The sequence below is a fragment of the Pantoea sp. B566 genome (assembly GCF_024793925.1).
Lineage (GTDB): Bacteria > Pseudomonadota > Gammaproteobacteria > Enterobacterales > Enterobacteriaceae > Pantoea > Pantoea ananatis.
The window spans coordinates 3,987,287-4,004,478 of sequence record NZ_JANUQL010000003.1; the positions used below are offsets into that span (position 1 = coordinate 3,987,287).

At 55.3% G+C, this 17,192-nt stretch carries 14 protein-coding genes; 6 read left to right on the top strand and 8 right to left on the bottom strand.

Annotated elements, in window-relative coordinates; translation table 11 throughout:
• Nucleotides 1-60: 60 nt before the first annotated feature.
• The 3 genes from htpG to NYE92_RS20205 all read left to right on the top strand — a co-directional run bounded on the left by htpG (nucleotide 61) and on the right by NYE92_RS20205 (nucleotide 4,389).
• Nucleotides 61-1,929, top strand: coding sequence for a molecular chaperone HtpG (htpG, locus tag NYE92_RS20195; protein ID WP_170934917.1), 1,869 nt, complete (start codon nucleotides 61-63; stop codon nucleotides 1,927-1,929).
• Nucleotides 1,930-2,207: 278 nt separating this feature from the next.
• Nucleotides 2,208-2,852, top strand: coding sequence for an adenylate kinase (gene adk / locus NYE92_RS20200; RefSeq protein WP_259019387.1), 645 nt, complete (start codon nucleotides 2,208-2,210; stop codon nucleotides 2,850-2,852).
• A 235-nt stretch (nucleotides 2,853-3,087) separates the two neighbouring features.
• Nucleotides 3,088-4,389 carry an inosine/guanosine kinase gene (locus NYE92_RS20205; protein ID WP_026021084.1) on the top strand — a complete coding sequence of 434 codons (1,302 nt, stop codon included), beginning with the start codon at nucleotides 3,088-3,090 and terminating at the stop codon, nucleotides 4,387-4,389.
• Between the two features lie 48 nt (nucleotides 4,390-4,437).
• Here NYE92_RS20205 and ybaL read toward each other — a convergent pair whose 3' ends face one another.
• On the bottom strand, nucleotides 4,438-6,135 hold the full coding sequence (gene ybaL, locus NYE92_RS20210) for a YbaL family putative K(+) efflux transporter (protein ID WP_014606421.1): 1,698 nt from the start codon (nucleotides 6,133-6,135) through the stop codon (nucleotides 4,438-4,440).
• A gap of 762 nt (nucleotides 6,136-6,897) precedes the next feature.
• Here ybaL and ushA point away from each other — a divergent pair.
• Nucleotides 6,898-8,664 (top strand): bifunctional UDP-sugar hydrolase/5'-nucleotidase UshA, encoded by a 1,767-nt coding sequence (ushA, locus tag NYE92_RS20215; RefSeq protein ID WP_259019388.1) that lies wholly within the window; start codon nucleotides 6,898-6,900, stop codon nucleotides 8,662-8,664.
• A 33-nt stretch (nucleotides 8,665-8,697) separates the two neighbouring features.
• Here ushA and NYE92_RS20220 read toward each other — a convergent pair whose 3' ends face one another.
• Nucleotides 8,698-9,129: a multidrug/biocide efflux PACE transporter gene (locus tag NYE92_RS20220; RefSeq protein ID WP_022622650.1), complete on the bottom strand. Its 432-nt coding sequence runs from the start codon at nucleotides 9,127-9,129 to the stop codon at nucleotides 8,698-8,700.
• Between the two features lie 87 nt (nucleotides 9,130-9,216).
• Between NYE92_RS20220 and NYE92_RS20225 the strand changes: the two genes are divergently transcribed.
• Nucleotides 9,217-10,086: a LysR family transcriptional regulator gene (locus NYE92_RS20225; protein WP_014606418.1), complete on the top strand. Its 870-nt coding sequence runs from the start codon at nucleotides 9,217-9,219 to the stop codon at nucleotides 10,084-10,086.
• Here NYE92_RS20225 and ybaK read toward each other — a convergent pair.
• From ybaK to NYE92_RS20245, 4 genes are all read right to left on the bottom strand, one after another.
• Nucleotides 10,083-10,562 carry a Cys-tRNA(Pro)/Cys-tRNA(Cys) deacylase YbaK gene (ybaK, locus tag NYE92_RS20230; RefSeq protein ID WP_019106627.1) on the bottom strand — a complete coding sequence of 160 codons (480 nt, stop codon included), beginning with the start codon at nucleotides 10,560-10,562 and terminating at the stop codon, nucleotides 10,083-10,085. The genes NYE92_RS20225 and ybaK overlap by 4 nt on opposite strands.
• Nucleotides 10,563-10,745: 183 nt before the next feature.
• Nucleotides 10,746-11,549 carry a TraB/GumN family protein gene (locus NYE92_RS20235; RefSeq protein ID WP_259019389.1) on the bottom strand — a complete coding sequence of 268 codons (804 nt, stop codon included), beginning with the start codon at nucleotides 11,547-11,549 and terminating at the stop codon, nucleotides 10,746-10,748.
• A gap of 75 nt (nucleotides 11,550-11,624) precedes the next feature.
• Nucleotides 11,625-14,135: a copper-exporting P-type ATPase CopA gene (gene copA, locus NYE92_RS20240; protein WP_259019390.1), complete on the bottom strand. Its 2,511-nt coding sequence runs from the start codon at nucleotides 14,133-14,135 to the stop codon at nucleotides 11,625-11,627.
• Nucleotides 14,136-14,635: 500 nt separating this feature from the next.
• Nucleotides 14,636-14,968, bottom strand: a complete 333-nt coding sequence (locus NYE92_RS20245; RefSeq protein WP_013024933.1) for a hypothetical protein — start codon at nucleotides 14,966-14,968, stop codon at nucleotides 14,636-14,638.
• A 422-nt stretch (nucleotides 14,969-15,390) separates the two neighbouring features.
• Here NYE92_RS20245 and cueR point away from each other — a divergent pair, with 422 nt between their 5' ends.
• Entirely contained in the window at nucleotides 15,391-15,807 is a 417-nt protein-coding gene (gene cueR / locus NYE92_RS20250) for a Cu(I)-responsive transcriptional regulator (RefSeq protein ID WP_015700811.1), read from the top strand.
• Here the strand turns inward: cueR and NYE92_RS20255 are convergent.
• Together NYE92_RS20255 and NYE92_RS20260 are read right to left on the bottom strand one after the other, a co-directional pair.
• Entirely contained in the window at nucleotides 15,783-16,241 is a 459-nt protein-coding gene (locus tag NYE92_RS20255) for an NfeD family protein (protein WP_028714897.1), read from the bottom strand. The two genes, cueR and NYE92_RS20255, sit on opposite strands and share 25 nt — an antisense overlap.
• Nucleotides 16,241-17,155, bottom strand: a complete 915-nt coding sequence (locus NYE92_RS20260) for an SPFH domain-containing protein (protein ID WP_014606415.1) — start codon at nucleotides 17,153-17,155, stop codon at nucleotides 16,241-16,243. The genes NYE92_RS20255 and NYE92_RS20260 overlap by 1 nt, the downstream gene beginning before the upstream one ends.
• Nucleotides 17,156-17,192 lie beyond the last annotated feature (37 nt).

The window sequence follows — 17,192 nt, forward strand, 5'->3', positions numbered from 1 at the left end:
TTTATCCCCACATCCTCCTCAACGTTCGTTAAATCTGATTCTGTTGAGGTAGCAATGACCATGAAAGGACAAGAGACTCGTGGCTTTCAGTCAGAGGTAAAACAACTTCTGCACCTGATGATCCATTCTCTCTATTCAAACAAAGAGATTTTCCTGCGTGAGCTGATTTCCAATGCTTCGGATGCGGCAGATAAACTGCGCTTCCGCGCGCTGTCTGATGCCAGCCTGTATGAAGGCGATGGCGACCTGCGCGTGCGTCTCTCTGTGGATAAGGACAACCGTACCATTACGCTGAGCGATAACGGTATCGGCATGCGTCGTGATGAAGTGATTGAAAACCTGGGCACCATTGCTAAATCAGGCACCAAATCCTTCCTGGCGTCTCTGGGCTCAGACCAGGCGAAAGACAGCCAGCTGATCGGTCAGTTTGGCGTAGGCTTCTATTCGGCGTTTATCGTGGCCGACAAGGTCTCTGTGCGCACCCGTGCAGCGGGCGCGGCAGAAGACGAAGCTGTCTTCTGGGAATCCGCGGGTGAAGGGGATTACACCATCGCGGATATCAGCAAAGCCGAACGCGGTACCGAAATCACCCTGCACCTGCGCGAGGGCGAAGATGAGTTCCTTGATAGCTGGCGCGTACGCAACATTATCAGTAAGTACTCCGATCACATTGCCCTGCCGGTAGAAATCGAAAGCAAAGACGAAGAGACCGGCACCACCACCTGGGAGAAAATCAACAAGGCCCAGGCGCTGTGGACGCGTAACAAAGCTGACATCAGCGATGAAGAGTACAACGAGTTTTACAAACACATCGCCCACGATTTCAGCGATCCGGCTATCTGGAGCCACAACCGTGTTGAAGGTAAACAGGAGTACACCAGCCTGCTTTATATCCCGGCGCGTGCGCCGTTCGACATGTGGAACCGCGATCATAAACATGGCCTGAAACTGTACGTACAGCGTGTGTTTATCATGGATGATGCTGAGCAGTTCATGCCGAATTACCTGCGCTTCGTGCGCGGCCTGATTGATTCAAACGATCTGCCGCTTAACGTATCGCGTGAAATCCTGCAGGACAGCCGGGTAACCCAGAGCCTGCGTGGCGCGCTGACCAAGCGTGTGCTGCAGATGCTGGAGAAACTGGCAAAAGACGACAGCGAAAAATACCAGACCTTCTGGAAAGAGTTCGGTCTGGTACTGAAAGAAGGCCCGGCGGAAGATCACGCGAATAAAGAAGCGATTGCTAAACTGTTGCGCTTTGCCAGTACCCAAAGCGAAGGCGCGGCGCAAACCGTTTCGCTGGAAGAATACGTCAGCCGCATGGTAGAAGGTCAGGAGAAGATCTACTACATCACGGCCGACAGCTATGCCGCCGCCAACAGCAGCCCGCATCTGGAGCTGTTCCGTAAGAAAGGCATCGAAGTGCTGCTGTTGTCCGATCGCATCGACGAATGGATGATGAGCTACCTGACCGAGTTCGACGGTAAAGTCTTCCAGTCTGTCAGCAAAGCCGATGACGCACTGGATAAGCTGGCCGACGAAGAGACGGAAGAGCAGAAAGAAGCTGAAAAAGCGCTGGAGCCGTTTGTTGAGCGCGTGAAAACGCTGCTGGGTGAGCGCGTGAAAGAAGTGCGTCTGACGCACCGCCTGACCGATACGCCGGCGATTGTGACCACGGATGCGAACGAGATGACCACGCAAATGGCCAAACTGTTTGCTGCGGCAGGTCAGGACGTGCCGGAAGTGAAATACATCTTTGAAATCAACCCCGATCACCAACTGGTGAAACGCGTGGCGGATACCCAGGATGAAACCCGCTTCGGTGAGTGGATAGAGCTGTTACTGGATCAGGCGCTGCTGGCCGAGCGCGGCACGCTGGACGATCCTAACCAGTTTATCCGCCGTATGAATCAGTTACTGACGGCGTAAGTCAATCAAAACCGGTGGCAAGGTCCACCGGTTTTTTTTGCTTAAGTGCATCGCCTGATTTCAGCGAGCCGTTTTGTTGCGCAAACGCCATGAAATGCATTCAGCCTAAGCCGCCAGTCCGAAAATGCCCTTTCGCTGACCTGACGCACTGCTATCACGCGCTAAAGCCAGTACACTAAACTTTCCTGACCCGCCGCTTCCTTGTGGTGGGCGGGTCATAATGGTATGTTCTTCCGCTTCTCAGATTCATCAATGCGATTCGCAAGGGGATTTACGCAATGCGTATTATTCTGCTCGGAGCTCCGGGCGCAGGTAAGGGGACTCAAGCCCAATTCATCATGGAGAAATACGGCATTCCGCAGATCTCCACTGGCGACATGCTGCGTGCAGCGGTTAAAGCTGGCACCGAACTTGGCAACCAGGCGAAAGCCATTATGGATGCCGGTAAGTTGGTTACTGATGAGCTGGTCATTGCGCTGGTTAAAGAGCGCATCACCCAGGAAGATTGCAAAAACGGTTTCCTGCTTGATGGTTTCCCACGCACCATTCCTCAGGCTGACGCAATGAAAGAAGCCGGTATTAAAGTGGACTACGTGCTGGAGTTCGCCGTACCGGACGAGCTGATTGTTGAGCGTATCGTAGGCCGCCGTGTTCACGCGCCATCAGGCCGCGTCTACCACGTCAAATTCAATCCACCGAAAGTGGAAGGCAAGGATGACGTGACCGGTGAAGAGCTGACCACGCGCAAAGACGATCAGGAAGAAACGGTGCGCAAACGTCTGGTGGAATACCATCAGCTGACTGCGCCGCTGATTGCTTACTACAGCAAAGAAGCGGAAGCGGGGCACACCGCGTATCACAAGATCGACGGTACGCGCAACGTGTCCGACGTGAGCGCAGAGCTGGCTGAGATTCTCGGCTAAGCGGATTGGGGCTGGCCAGGCTGGCCCCTTTTGCCCTCAACGCGTTGACTTCCCCCCTGTGTCTGTTTCTCTCCTCTTCCTGCATGCTGCTGGACAGAAGGCCGAGGTTCGCCTGGTGCTAAATACAATGGCAGAACATACTGAGTTGAGTATGCAGTGGGTTCACTTGCGACAGTAAAGTCACGACACAGAATGTGATATGCTTCTCTGCCTGTTTTTCCTCACGGCAGTTATCATGAAATTTCCCGGCAAACGTAAATCCAAACATTACTTCCCCGTTAGCGCCCGCGATCCGCTGTTACAGTCCTCCCAATTTGATAGTGAAGACGGCAGTTGGGTGGTCGGCATCGATCAGACGCTGGTCGATATCGAAGCCAAAGTTGATGACGCCTTTCTTGTTCGCTACGGCCTGAGCGCTGGTCATTCGCTGGTTATCGACGATACCGTGGCGGAAGCGCTGTATGCGGAACTGATGCGTGACGAACTGGTGACCCACCAGTTTGCGGGCGGCACAATTGGTAATACGCTGCATAATTTCTCGGTGCTGGCGGACGATCGTTCCGTACTGCTGGGCGTGATGTGCAACAATATCCAGATTGGCGGTTATGCCTACCGCTATCTGTGTAATACCTCCAGCCGAATGGACCTGAACTATCTGCAGGGCGTTGACGGTGCGATTGGCCGCTGCTTTACGCTGATTGGCGATCAGGGCGACCGCACCTTTGCTATCAGCCCGGGGCAAATGAATCAGCTCAGGGCTGAAAACGTCCCTGAAGACGTTATTGCGGGCGCCTCTGCGCTGGTGCTGACCTCCTATCTGATCCGCTGCGAGGCGGGCGAGCCCATGCCTGAGGCAACGTTAAAGGCCATTGAATACGCCAAACGCCACAACGTGCCCGTGGTCCTGACGCTGGGCACCAAACACGTCATCGGCGACAACCCGCAGTTCTGGCGCGATTTTCTGCGCGATCACGTTTCAATTGTGGCAATGAACGAAGAAGAAGCCCTGGCGCTGACCGGCGAAGCCGATCCTCTGCTGGCATCGGATATGGCGCTGGAATGGGTTGACCTGGTGTTGTGTACCGCAGGGCCGACCGGATTGTATATGGCGGGTTATACGGAAGAGGCGTTCAAGCGCAAAACGAATCATCCGCTGCTGCCTGGCGCGATTGCGGAGTTCAACCTGTACGAATTTAGCCGGGCGATGCGTAAACAGGACTGCCAGCAGCCGCTACGCATTTTTTCTCACATCGCCCCTTATATGGGCGGCCCGGAAAAGATCATGAATACCAACGGGGCAGGGGACGGCGCACTGGCCGCATTGCTGCACGATATTACGGCAAACAATTATCATCGCCGCAACGTGCCTAATTCCAGTAAGCATGCGCGCGCTTATCTCACCTATTCGTCCCTGGCGCAGGTTTGCAAATATGCGAACCGGGTAAGCTATCAGGTGCTGAACCAGCATTCTCCCCGACTGACGCGCGGCCTGCCCGAGCGGGAAGACAGCCTGGAAGAGTCCTACTGGGATCGTTAAGCCGGAAAGACAAACTGCCCCTCAGCAACGCTGCTGAAGGGCAGGGCATTAGCTGTTGCCTTCACAGGCGAGCCTGGTGTGCTCCTGCTCAAGGTTTTCCTGCAGTTTCTGAATGATGCTGGCGGCAATCTCGCGTTCGCCCATCACGACATGGTTTGCGCCACGTTCCAGAATGTACTCCACCTCATCATCATAATGGGCATGCACAATGATGTTGATGTCCGCTTTTTTCTGGCGGGCGGCGGTAACGATTTCCCCCACCTCATATCCGTTGGGAATGGTGATGAGCAGCCAGGCTGCACAGTCCACACGGGCTAACTCCAGCGTGTTTGCGCGGGCAGCGTTGGCCAGCACGGCCCGAATGCCCTGATCGCGTAGTGCTTTGACGCGAGGAATCGAACTCTCGACCACCACCACCGGAATATTGAGCGCCATCAGTTGCTCACACAGCAGGTTGCCGACGCGACCATAGCCAACGATTACCGCGTGATGGCAGATATCCACTGGAATCTGTTGTTCTTCTTCTTCCAGCGCCTCTTCGAGCGTCTGCTGCTCCATCGTTTCGTTCTTAGACAGATAGCGCCCCAGCAGGGTAAACAGCACCGGGTTGAGCATGATAGAAAGAATGGCGGCAGCCAGCACCAGATTGCGGCCCTCTTCATCCAGCAGCCCCAGGGAGATCCCCAGCCCGGCAAGAATAAAGGCAAACTCGCCGATTTGCGCCAGGCTGACCGAAATGGTCATCGCGGTGCGGCGTGAATGACCCAGCAGCGAGACCAGAAGCCACGCCGCGGCAGATTTTCCTATCACGACGATCACCAGCGCCCCCAGCACCGCCAGCGGTTCTTTCACCAGGATCATCGGGTCGAACAGCATTCCGACAGACACAAAGAACAGCACCGCAAAGGCATCACGCAGCGGCAGCGTGTCGCGGGCGGCGCGCTGGCTTAACTCGGACTCGTTCAGCACCATACCGGCAAAGAAGGCCCCGAGGGCAAAAGAGACGTCAAAGAACTCGACGGCGCCAAACGCAATGCCCAGCGCCAGGGCTAATACGGCCAGCGTAAACAGCTCACGTGAACCCGTTGCGGCACTTTTCGCGAGGATCCAGGGCACGGCACGGCGACCGACGACCATCATTAACACCATAAAGGCGGCGACTTTACCGATGGTCCAGAGCAGGTCCCATATCACCAGGCTGGCGCTGGCGTTACCCTGTTCCATCATGCCGGCAATCGCGGGCAGCAGGACCAGCGTAAGCACCATGACCAAATCTTCAACAATCAACCAGCCAATAGCAATCTGGCCGCGCTGGCTTTCAATAAGCTGACGCTCTTCTAATGCGCGCAGCAACACCACGGTACTGGCGGTAGAAAGACACAAACCGAACACTAAGCCCGTCATCCAGGACCAGCCCATCGCCCACGACATCAGCATTCCCAGTAAGGTCGCCACAGCGATCTGTGCGATAGCGCCGGGAATGGCTATCCGCTTTACCGACATCAGATCCTTGAGTGAGAAGTGCAGACCGACGCCGAACATCAGCAGGATAACGCCCAGCTCTGCGAGTTCCGGTGCCAGATTGGTATCAGCCACAAACCCCGGCGTAAAAGGGCCAGCCAGTACGCCCGCGACTAAATAACCCACTAGCGGCGAAATGCGTAACCGATTTGCCAGCATTCCAAGGAGAAAAGCCAGGACCAGAGCCCCGACGATAGTCGTAATCAACGGTGTGGTGTGATGCATGCCAGTCTCCATGGGTATAAATGTGTCCGCTTGTAACAAATGAGTCTAATGCATATCGGAAAGGATCGCTGAATAATTTGTGGGATTAACAGAAAAAATTATGCTAATACGAGAAAAATGCAATCGGAAGGCTGTTTTTATCACTTATCCCTATCATCGGCTGGTTTAGCGCTTCATCAGGAACAGAACGGAATAAGTTTACGCCCGTTAAATGACACAGACGTGACGCCAATGATGCGCGAATGCGCTATAAACCGTCACCAACCGGAACCAGCGTGAGATTTGCTAAGGCCAGTCAGCCTCACAAGCGTAATAGCGGTTTTTTCAGATTGAAGCAGCGGTACCATCGGTGTGCTGGATGTCGGGTAAAAACATCGTGAAAACAGACTATTGTGCCGAAGCTACAGCGCAAAGCTGACAGCACTCATGAAAAAAGTCTGGCTGTCAGGTTGAGCTGAAAACAGCAGTTATGCCGGAAAAAGCGCAAAGACCCACTTTGTCGAGTTGATGTCGCAGCGGTTAACAATGTTGCAGGTTTAATGAACAACACCTTCATATCCCGTCAACATTTAGCCTTTTAACAGCGCGTCAGAGAGAAGAGAGCGAATAAATCAGACGGTTGGCGTTTCCTGTCAGGTCGCCTGGCCTGCCATAATGGCCAGACGGAGCCGTATTCATCTTGAGTTACGGCCGTTTCTGTGCGACACAGAAGGGCGCCGATGGCCGGCGGGTGAAACGGATAACAATCAAAGGAGAAGGGCTGTGTTGATATTTCGAGGGGCAGGAGCAGGTCTGGCACTGCTCGTGATGTTATCGTCGCTGTTTACTCATGCTGCAGTGCCTGACCGCAGTTACCGTTTCAGCATTCTGCATACCAACGATCAACATGGGCATTTTTGGACTAATGATCAGGGTGAATACGGGCTGGCGGCGCAAAAAACGCTAATGGATACGCAGCGTTACGATATTCAGGCCAAAGGCGGTGGGGCGTTAATCTTGTCTGCTGGCGATATTAACAGCGGCGTGCCTGAGTCGGATGAGCTGGACGCGGAACCCGACATTCGCGGCATGAACCTGATTGGCTACGACGCCATGACGCTGGGCAATCACGAGTTCGATAAACCGCTCGCCGTCCTGCGTAAGCAGGAAAAATGGGCCAAATTTCCGTTCCTGGCCGCCAACGTCTATCAAAAAAGTAGTGGCAAGCGCCTGTTTAAGCCCTGGGCTGTATTTCAGCGCATGGGGTTAAAAATCGCCGTGCTCGGATTGATTACCCCCGATACCGCCCGGCTGACAAATCCTGCGCAGTTAAGCGATATCGAATTCCGCGATCCCATTGCCGAGGCCGAAAAGGCCGTCGCCGAGCTGCGTGCTACTGAGAAGCCCGACGTTATCGTCGCGTTAACCCATCTTGGCCATTATGACGACGGTCAACACGGCAGTAACGGTGTTGATGACGTGACGCTGGCCCGCAGTCTGCCAAAGGGAACCCTCAATATGATCGTCGGGGGGCATTCTCACGATGCGGTATGTATGGAAAAAGAGAATGTCAGCCGTAAAGACTATCAGCCAGGCCAACCTTGTGAGCCCGATCGGCAGAACGGCGTCTGGATCATGCAGGCGGAAAAATGGGGTAAATACGTAGGGCGCGGCGATTTTACCTACCGCAATGGAGAGGTGACGCTGGAGGCCTACCAGCTGATACCGGTCAACCTCAAACACAAAATCAAAAATCTTGATGGCAGTGAATCCTCACTGACCTGGCAGGAAGCCATCCCGGCTAACACCGCAATGATGAAACTACTGACGCCTTTTCAAAAGCGCGCAGACGCGAAGCTACGGGTCAACGTGGGAAGCATTAAAGGGGATTTTCCCGGCGAAAAAGAAACCGTGCGGTTTAAACAAAGCGCCATTGGGCAGTTAATACTGCGTGCGCAGATGGCCGCAACGCAGGCTGATTTCGCCGTGATGAGCGGGGGAGGGATCCGTACCTCGCTGACATCCGGCCCGGTTGCCTGGCGCGATCTGTTACAGGTACAACCCTTCGGTAATCAGGTCGTTTCCGTCACGCTGACCGGCGCAGAAATCAAACGCTATCTGGCGGTTGTGGCAAACATCAAACCTGATTCAGGCGGTTTTGCCCAGTTGGCCAACGTCAGTCTGATCGCCAACGGCAGCAGCGTCAGCCAGGTCAGGATCAACGGACAGCCGCTGGCAGATGAAAAAACCTATCGTATGGCGACAAACAGTTTTAATGCCGCAGGCGGGGATGGCTATCCGCGCATCGACACGCACCCGGGTTATGTGAACAGCGGCAAGGTGGATGCGCAGATCCTGCGGGACTGGCTAAGCGCCCATTCTCCGGTGAACGCCAGCGACTACCAGCCACGTGAAGCGGTTATTTATCAGGCTGAGCAGGCAGCACCACCAAAGGATGAGGCGAAAGACGCGACGCCGTTGCGGCGCTATCCCAAAATGGTACTGACGTGGATCCGGCACTGGAATGGAGAGAGTGCAACGCTGCATTAAGTCCAGGCAGGGAGAACGCCTCCCTGCTTTTTTTCAGGCGCGGCAGGATTTGCGGCCGAACCAGTGTGGACGCAGTTTGTCCCACACCAGGTTGTAGACGAAGGTGTAGGGCAGAAAGAACAGAAAAAACGCGACTTCAATTAAAAATGCCTGCCACAGTGAAATCTCCAGCATCCAGGCCGCCAGCGGCAGGCCTATCAGGATAAAACCGCCCTCAAAACCCAATGCGTGCAGCGCTCGAAGCAGGGCGCGACGTTTCTGCCCTGGCGGATAAAACCGATCAAACACGCTGTTGTAAATCATATTCCATAGCATTGCCACCGTAGACAGCATGATCGCCAGCGCTCCCATCTGAAACAGGGGTTTATTCATAAACCATGCTGCCAGCGGAGCAATCGTCACGATGGCCAGGCCTTCAAACAGGGTGGCATGGACGATGCGTTCTGTGAGTGAACGGATTTGCATTTCAATCTCCTTTATTCAGGCTGCGCATTCTCCCACGACAAAATGCTAAGATAAAATGAATATCTATCGATAAAAGCGATGGTTCTCATGCGTTACTCACCGGAATCTCTGGAAGCCTTTGTCCAGACCGTTGCCAGCGGCTCGTTCTCAGCCGCCGCGCGGGCGTTAAAAAAAAGCCAGTCTACCGTCAGCGTGGCTGTGGTTAATCTGGAAGCCGATCTCGGTTTCGCCCTGTTTGACCGGCGCGGCCGCCAGCCACAGCTCACCGAGCAGGGGCGACGCGTGCTGCCTCAGGTGCAGCAAATCCTCGCCGCCAGCGAGCGACTGGATGCGCTGGCGACGCGCTTGTCCGAGGGAACAGAGCCGCGGCTCAGCGTCGCAGTCTCAGATTTTTGGCAAACGCATTACCATCAGCGACTGCTTAAGCAATTTGATCAGCATTATCCTGATGTCGAGCTGGAAGGCATTGCGGCGGAAGATGATGATGTCGTTGAGCTGTTGCAAACCGGGCGTGCGCATATTGGGGTGATTCGTGCACAGCCAACGCTGCCGGCTGACATTGCGATCGCGCGCCTGCAGGTTGATGCTGAATTAGGAGTTTATCTGCATCGTGATCATCCCCTGGCGCGGGAAACCACGATCAGCGAAAGTCAGCTCGAACCTCTTCGTCACCTGCGCCTCAATACCTGGACCGATCGTCGTGCACCGACTTTCCAGGGGAGAGCCTGGTCTGCTCAAACCTATTATGTGCTGCTGGAGATGGCGGAACAGGGCTTTGGCTGGAGTATTTTACCCCGTTGGCTGGTGAAACAGTTTGGACATGGTGTTTTAAAGGAGTTGCCCTTACCAGGATGGCCGCAGCGCATCGCAGTTGACGTCGTCTGGTCGCGCCGCAATCCGCCCGGCCCTGCCGGGCGCTGGATGATTGATGAACTCTGCGCACTGCAACCGGCTTAGTCGCGTCGGGCAATATCCGCTAAGGGTGCCTCCAGCAGCCGTGACAGATCCTGTGGGCTTAACTCGATATCCAGCCCGCGCTTACCGCCGGAAATAAACAGGGTTGCAAAGGCGTTTGCAGAGCTGTCGATCACCGTAGGCAGGCGCTTTTTTTGGCCCAGCGGGCTGATACCGCCCACCAGATAACCGGTGATGCGCTGGGCCAGCATGGGATCGGCCATCTCGGCTTTTTTGACATTGAACGCTTTTGCCACTTTCTTGAGGTCGAGCTGAGTAGCGACGGGCGTAACGGCCACGGCAAGGTGTTTCGCCTCGCCGTTCAACGCCACCAGCAGGGTTTTATACACCTGCCGGGCGTCCAGGTTGAGCTTACGAACCGCTTCGTCGCCAAAACTGGTTTCGTTACTGTCATGCTCATAAGGATGCAGTGTGAAGCTGACCTTTTGTTTTTCAAGTAGTTTTACCGCGGGCGTCATTGTTGCCTCATATTCAGAAAAATCTTATTACGTATTAATGAACAATAAATGTGGCGAAATAATGTGCTTTAGGCGAGAATTGCCACGCGCCAGCAATCCTGTTGTTGGCGACAACTAAAATCATTAACACATTCCTCTTTGAAGAGCCGATATGACTGTCGGCTCTCTTTTTTTTGCCGTGAGTTATCTGACGTGCATCATTCCCGGCAGGTTATTCTCGCCATATAAATGCAGAGCGCCGACCGCGACGACATATCGGCCCGAAGGCAGGCGACGTAAATGATCACACCACTGGCTGTTACGCTGGCTAATCAGCGTGTCGTTCAGGGTCTGACTGAATGTCGCTGGCAACGCAATCTGGGGATCGCGCGGCGGGCTTTCCAGCCACCAGCTCACCATCGTTTGCAACATGCGTGCGTTGGTGTGCCAGTGGGTCAGCGTATCCGCCAGCAGCGCCATGCCATCGTCGGGCAAGGATTTCAGCAGGGTGATTTGCGCCTGCGCACCTTCCAGTTCAATCACGGGTTTATCCATCGCCCGCGCGGCCTGTAGCAGCTGATAATCAATACCGAAATCAGGACGTAACCCCAGCCGTTGGGCCTGCTGGGCCTGTAGCATCAGCGCAATCTGCCAGGCCGGTAACGTATCAAACCGGCTCAGGGGCAGACCGGTTTCGTTGCACAGTGTTTCAAGCTTCGCCAGCGCCTCATCATCCATTCTGGCGATCAGTGGTGGACGCTCTTCCGTGTTTTCAAATGGCGATCCTCCCTGGGTAATATCCGCTTCAACCACCAACGCATCGGCTTTTTGCAACTGCTGTAGCAGCCGGACCGGCAGGGGCTGCATGTCACGGGTGCCCATATGAATGCTACCCACCAGATGAAACCGGCATTCGCCCGACTGAATATCCACGGCGGGCCAACGATAGCTGGCTGGAAAAAGCGGATTAATCCAGTTACGTAAACGTTGCAAAAGGCGCGCTGTCATTCCCTGTCCTTCACTGTTTGAAAGCCACCATGCTAGCGGGATCCCGTTGCGAAAGACAGAGCAGGGCAGTTATTGCTAAACGCGTGGCTTATAGCGCAACAGGCGGTTAGCATTGCTCACCACGGTTATTGACGACAGCGCCATGGCGGCACCGGCAAAAACCGGGCTAAGCAACAGGCCGGTAAAAGGAAAGAGCACGCCTGCCGCCAGCGGAATACCGATAACGTTGTAAATAAACGCGCCAAACAGATTCTGCCGGATATTGCCCAGGGTGGCGGAGGCAATCTTTAAGGCATCCACCACGCCATGCAGATCGGCCCGCATGAGCGTAATCGCTGCGGTTTCTACCGCCACATCGCTGCCGCCGCCCATCGCAATACCGACATCAGCCTGCGCCAGTGCCGGAGCATCATTGATACCATCGCCCACCATGGCAACCTGCCTTCCTTGCTGCTGTAGTTGGCTTATCGCATCGGCTTTACCTTCGGGCAGTACGCCTGCAATCACCTCATCAATGCCGACTTCATGCGCAACAGCCCGGGCCGTATTTTCATGATCCCCGGTCAGCATAACCAGTCGGTAACCCGCTTCATGCAGCCGCTGCAGTGCTGCTTTCGCTTCGGGGCGCAGCGTATCCCGCAAGCCAATCAGACCGGTAAGCTGTCCATCCTGTGCCAGTAATACCGGGGTTGCCCCTTGCCGGGTGAGCCTGTCAATTTCAGCCCGCGCCGGTTGGCAATCCACGCCGTAATCGTGTAACAGACTGACATTACCCAGTAACAGCTGTCTGCCATTGAGTATGCCGCTTACGCCTTTGCCGCGTATTGTACGAAATTGCGCAATCGCGGGTGTTGCTGCGGTACCCGCTTCCGCCAGGATCGCTTTCGCCAGTGGGTGACCCGATGTCTGTTCCAGCGCCGCCGCCGCAGACAGGACCGAATCGCGCGTGCTGCCGTTCCAGCTCATCACCTCGGTCACCTGCGGTGTGCCCCTTGTCAGCGTGCCGGTTTTATCAAACACCAGCGTATCAATACGGCTGGCGCGCTGCAGTGCATCGGCATCGCGTACCAGCACGCCGTATTCGGCGGCGCGGCCGGTTCCGGCGATAATGGACATGGGCGTGGCCAGGCCCAGCGCGCAGGGGCAGGCAATAATCAGCACTGTGGTGGCCACCACCAGCGCGTAGGCAATCTGAGGCGCCGGACCGGCGGTATACCAGACTGCGGCGCTTATCAGGGCGATAAGCACCACCACCGGCACAAACACGGCAGAAATACGATCGGCCAGGCGACCCACATCTGGCTTACTGCTCTGGGCTTTACGGACTAACTGAATGATGCGCGCCAGCGTCGTATTGCCACCGGTCGCGCGGGCAATGAAGCGTACTGTCCCGTCCTGCACCTGGGTGCCGGCAAACAGACGATCGCCCTGCGTTTTGCTTTGCGGCACCGCCTCACCGGTCAGCATGGCCTCATCACACCAGGCTTCACCGTCCTGGACTTCGCCATCGACCGGCACGCGATCGCCTGCGACCAGCCGCAGGATCATGCCGGGCTGTACCGCGCTAACCGGCATTGAGGTTTCACCCTGTTCCGTTACGACTCTTGCCTGTTCCGGCGTCAGATCGAGCAGGTGTTCCAGGGCTCGCGAGGAACGCTGGCGCGCGCGTTGTTCAAGCGCATGGCCCAGATTGATCAGGCCGAGAATCATTACGCTGGCTTCGAAGTAGAGATGACGCGCCTGCAGCGGGAAGAACGCCGGCCAAATCACCACACTAAAGGAGTAGATCCAGGCAGCGGCGGTGCCCAGCGAGACTAAGGTATCCATTGTCGCGCTGCGGTTGAGCAGGCTGCGCCAGGCACTGCGGTAGAAGTGACCGCCCGTGGCGACCATCACCAACAGCGTAACCGTGCCCAACACCAGCCAGGTGGTATGATTGTCCTCGGTGAGCATCATGTTGTCGCCCAGCATGCCCCAGATCATTAACGGCACGCCAAACAGCAGTGCAAGTCCCGCCTGCCAGCTAAAACGTCGCATGGCGCGTCGGGCGCTGCGCTGCTGTTTTTCACGGCGTTGCTGTTCGTCTTCGACCACTTCCGCCCCATAGCCGGCCGTATCCACAGCGGCGACCAGCAGATGGGGTGCCACATTGCCCATCACCAGCGCGCTGCGTTCGGCCAGATTCACGCGGGCCTGTTGCACACCACTTACCTGCTCAAGGGCTTTCTCAACCCGGCTGACACAGCTGGCGCAGCTCATCCCGTCGATTAACAGCACGTGAGCGGGCTGATTTTCAGTTGCCGGAAGAGGAGAAGACTCCGTTGTCAGCGCCTCCGGCGGCGGCTCTGCTGCTGTCAACGGCTCAGGCTTTGGGCTGGAACCCGCAGCTTTTAATGTTGCATGGTAGCCCGCTTGTTCAACGGTAGCGATCAGCGCGGTAGCGTCTGCACGGCCTGACACGCGGGCTTCCTGTTGAGTAACCTCCGCCAGCTCGACATCGTCGCGCTGTTCGAGCGCATCTTTGACGCGTTTTACGCAGTGGCCGCAGGACAATCCGTCCAGCGCCAGAACAATCGTGTTTGACATGGTTGACTCCTTTATCAGATGTGCGGGGTTGATCGTTTAGATGTGACTGTTATTCAGGTTAAACCTTCCCTCAAGGGGAAGGTCAAATCCTGAATGGCCAGATAAAGGAAGTTTATTCACCGGTGGTGTACCCGGCTTGCTGGCGTTGACATTATTCAGGACGCCACAAGAAGAAAGCCCCGCGTAACCTGCACTGTCCAACTTTTGCGGCAGTCCAGATAAGCAGGGCTTTTTTTGACTTTCATTCGGCTTAAAGGCGTGCAAGCCCGCTGATGAAAAGGGGTGACGAAATGACGGCCAACCCTGCGCTTACTGCCGAGGCTTCATCCTGTTCGATCATGCCTGTCGCTCAAGATATACACAGTTCCGTGCTTCGCCAGATAAGCGGGACTGATTTACCTGCTATCCGCGTTAACGGGATCGACATTTCGCTGTTCCCTGCTGTGCAACGGTTTTCGCCAGGCATGCTAAACCCTTTGCAGGCGCGCAGGATGAGTCAATTACCCTTTGGGTCTGGTAAAGAAGACCAGCGTCCCGATAATGATGTCGCCAATAACCCAAAGGGTGCCGATCGCCATTAAACCTAAACCTGCTCCAAGCGCAGCACCGGCTTTTTCCGCATCGGAAGCCGCGTTATTGATAACGTCGCCACTTCCACCTAATCCTGCGAACAGGCAGTACACCATAAGAATGTTAAACAGAATGAAAGTCCACTTAACCATTTTGCCAAAAAAAGAGCGACGCGGCTTTCTGAGCTGCCTGGCACATGATGGACAACGTAATGCTGAATCACTCACTTCCTTATGACATTCTGGACAGCTGACTAAAGCCATAATCCAATCCCCTATACTTTAATGATGATAATGATTTGTTACAAACTGGCGGGATTTTATCGGAATTATCTGCATTGACAAGCGTTATCATCTTATTTTTTATGAGGTTGATGGCAGATTGACCGGCTGGCCAGTTTGTTCTGCACTCAGGCGCGTTTTGGCATTACTCAGGTTAACCGGAAGAGTCAGCCGAAGGCCTCTGCAGCGACCGCGTTGACTCAGATACCGGGACGAGAACCCTTTTACCTGGCAGGGTGATCTATAATCTCCTGCATGAAATGCCTTGTTTTCCACCTGTTCTCGGGTGCAAAACGACAGAGTCGGGCACGAGTGACGTAGAATCAAACACTGATTTAGCCCGGCAGCTCACGGGCTGGGCCTTTTAGAAGCGCCCCGTATAGGGGAAGATCAGGAAAACTGTTATGAATATTAGTACCGTGGCGAAAAAGACCGGGCTAACCAGTAAGGCTATTCGTTTCTATGAAGAAAAGGGCGTAGTCACGCCCCCGCTGCGCGGCGATAACGGCTACCGGCATTACAATTCACACCATCTTGATGAGCTGAATTTATTACGCCAGGCACGGCAGGTGGGGTTTACCCTTGATGAGTGCCGCGAGCTGGTCGGGCTGTTTAACGACCCTGAACGCCACAGCGCGGACGTTAAGGCGCGTACGCTGCAGAAAGCTGACGAAATTGCTGCGCATATTGAAGAACTGCACGCCATGCGCGCACGCCTGTTGGCGCTGGCGGCGGCCTGCCCGGGTAATGACAGCGCGGACTGCCCGATCATTAATAACCTGGCAGGCTGCTGCAGTCAGGTTGGCGGCACGCGAGACTGAATGCGCAGAGTAATACCTTCCACTGCTACCACTTCAACCAACGTACCGGCAGGGAGATTCTGGTCTGCCTGAACGCGCCAGCTGCTGTCGCCAACGCGGACGTGACCGATACCGTTTTGCAACGCACTGTCCAGGGTCAACTGCAGGCCGATCATCTGGTTGCCGCGCTGATTAAGGGAATTTGGCTGCTGGTTGCGCTCGCGATAGCGCATGACGCGATGCCAGATAAATACGCTCGCCAGCGTTAATGCGGCAAACAAAGAGCCCTGGGCGGTCCAACTGAGCGGCAAAGCCCATTCTGTGATACCGACCAGCATGGCTGCGAGCCCGCTCCAGAGCAGGTAGCCATTTGTGCCGAGCATCTCAGCCGCCAGTAGCAGCCCGCCCAGCGTCAGCCAGAACCAGTGCGGATGGGCAACAATCTCACTCACCATCAGCGTTTCGACTCGCTGCGGGTTTCTTTTAACAGCTCACCAATTCCGCCGATCGCACCCAACAAGCTGCTGGCTTCCAGCGGCATCATCACCACTTTACTGTTACTGGACTCACCAATTTTTTGCAGCGCATCCGTGTATTTCTGCGCCACAAAGTAATTTATGGCCTGAATATCGCCGGCGGCTATCGCTTCCGATACCATTTTCGTGGCGCGGGCTTCCGCTTCCGCCTGACGTTCACGGGCTTCAGCCTGCAGGAAAGCCGACGTTCGTTCCCCTTCCGCTTTCAAAATCTGTGCCTGTTTTTCCCCTTCGGCCCGCAGAATTTCCGCCTGCCGCACACCTTCCGCCGCCAGAATATCGGCTCGTTTAGTACGCTCCGCTTTCATCTGGGCGTTCATGGCGCCAATCAGCTCCTGTGGCGGACGAACATCACGAATTTCAATACGGGTGATTTTTACGCCCCAGGGATTGGTGGCTTCATCAACGATATGCAGTAAGCGGGTATTAATGCTGTCTCGCTGAGACAGCATCTCATCCAGTTCCATGCTGCCCAACACGGTGCGCATATTGGTCATAGTGAGGTTAAGAATCGCCAGCTCCAGATTGCTGACTTCATAGGCGGCCCGCGCCGGATCGATGGCCTGGACAAAACAGACCGCATCAATCGTGACGTTGGCGTTATCTTTGGAGATGATCTCCTGAGAGGGAATATCCAGCACCCGTTCCATCATATTGATCTTATGACCGATACGATCCATGAAGGGAACAACCAGACTCAGGCCGGGCTGAAGCGTGCGGGTGTAGCGGCCAAAGCGTTCGACCGTCCACTGATAGCCTTGCGGAACGATTTTGACGCCGGACCATACGGTGACCAGGGCGACCAGGATGAGAACAGGAATCACGGTGAGCATATAACCTCCAGATTGTCAGATGAACGGGCCAAATCGT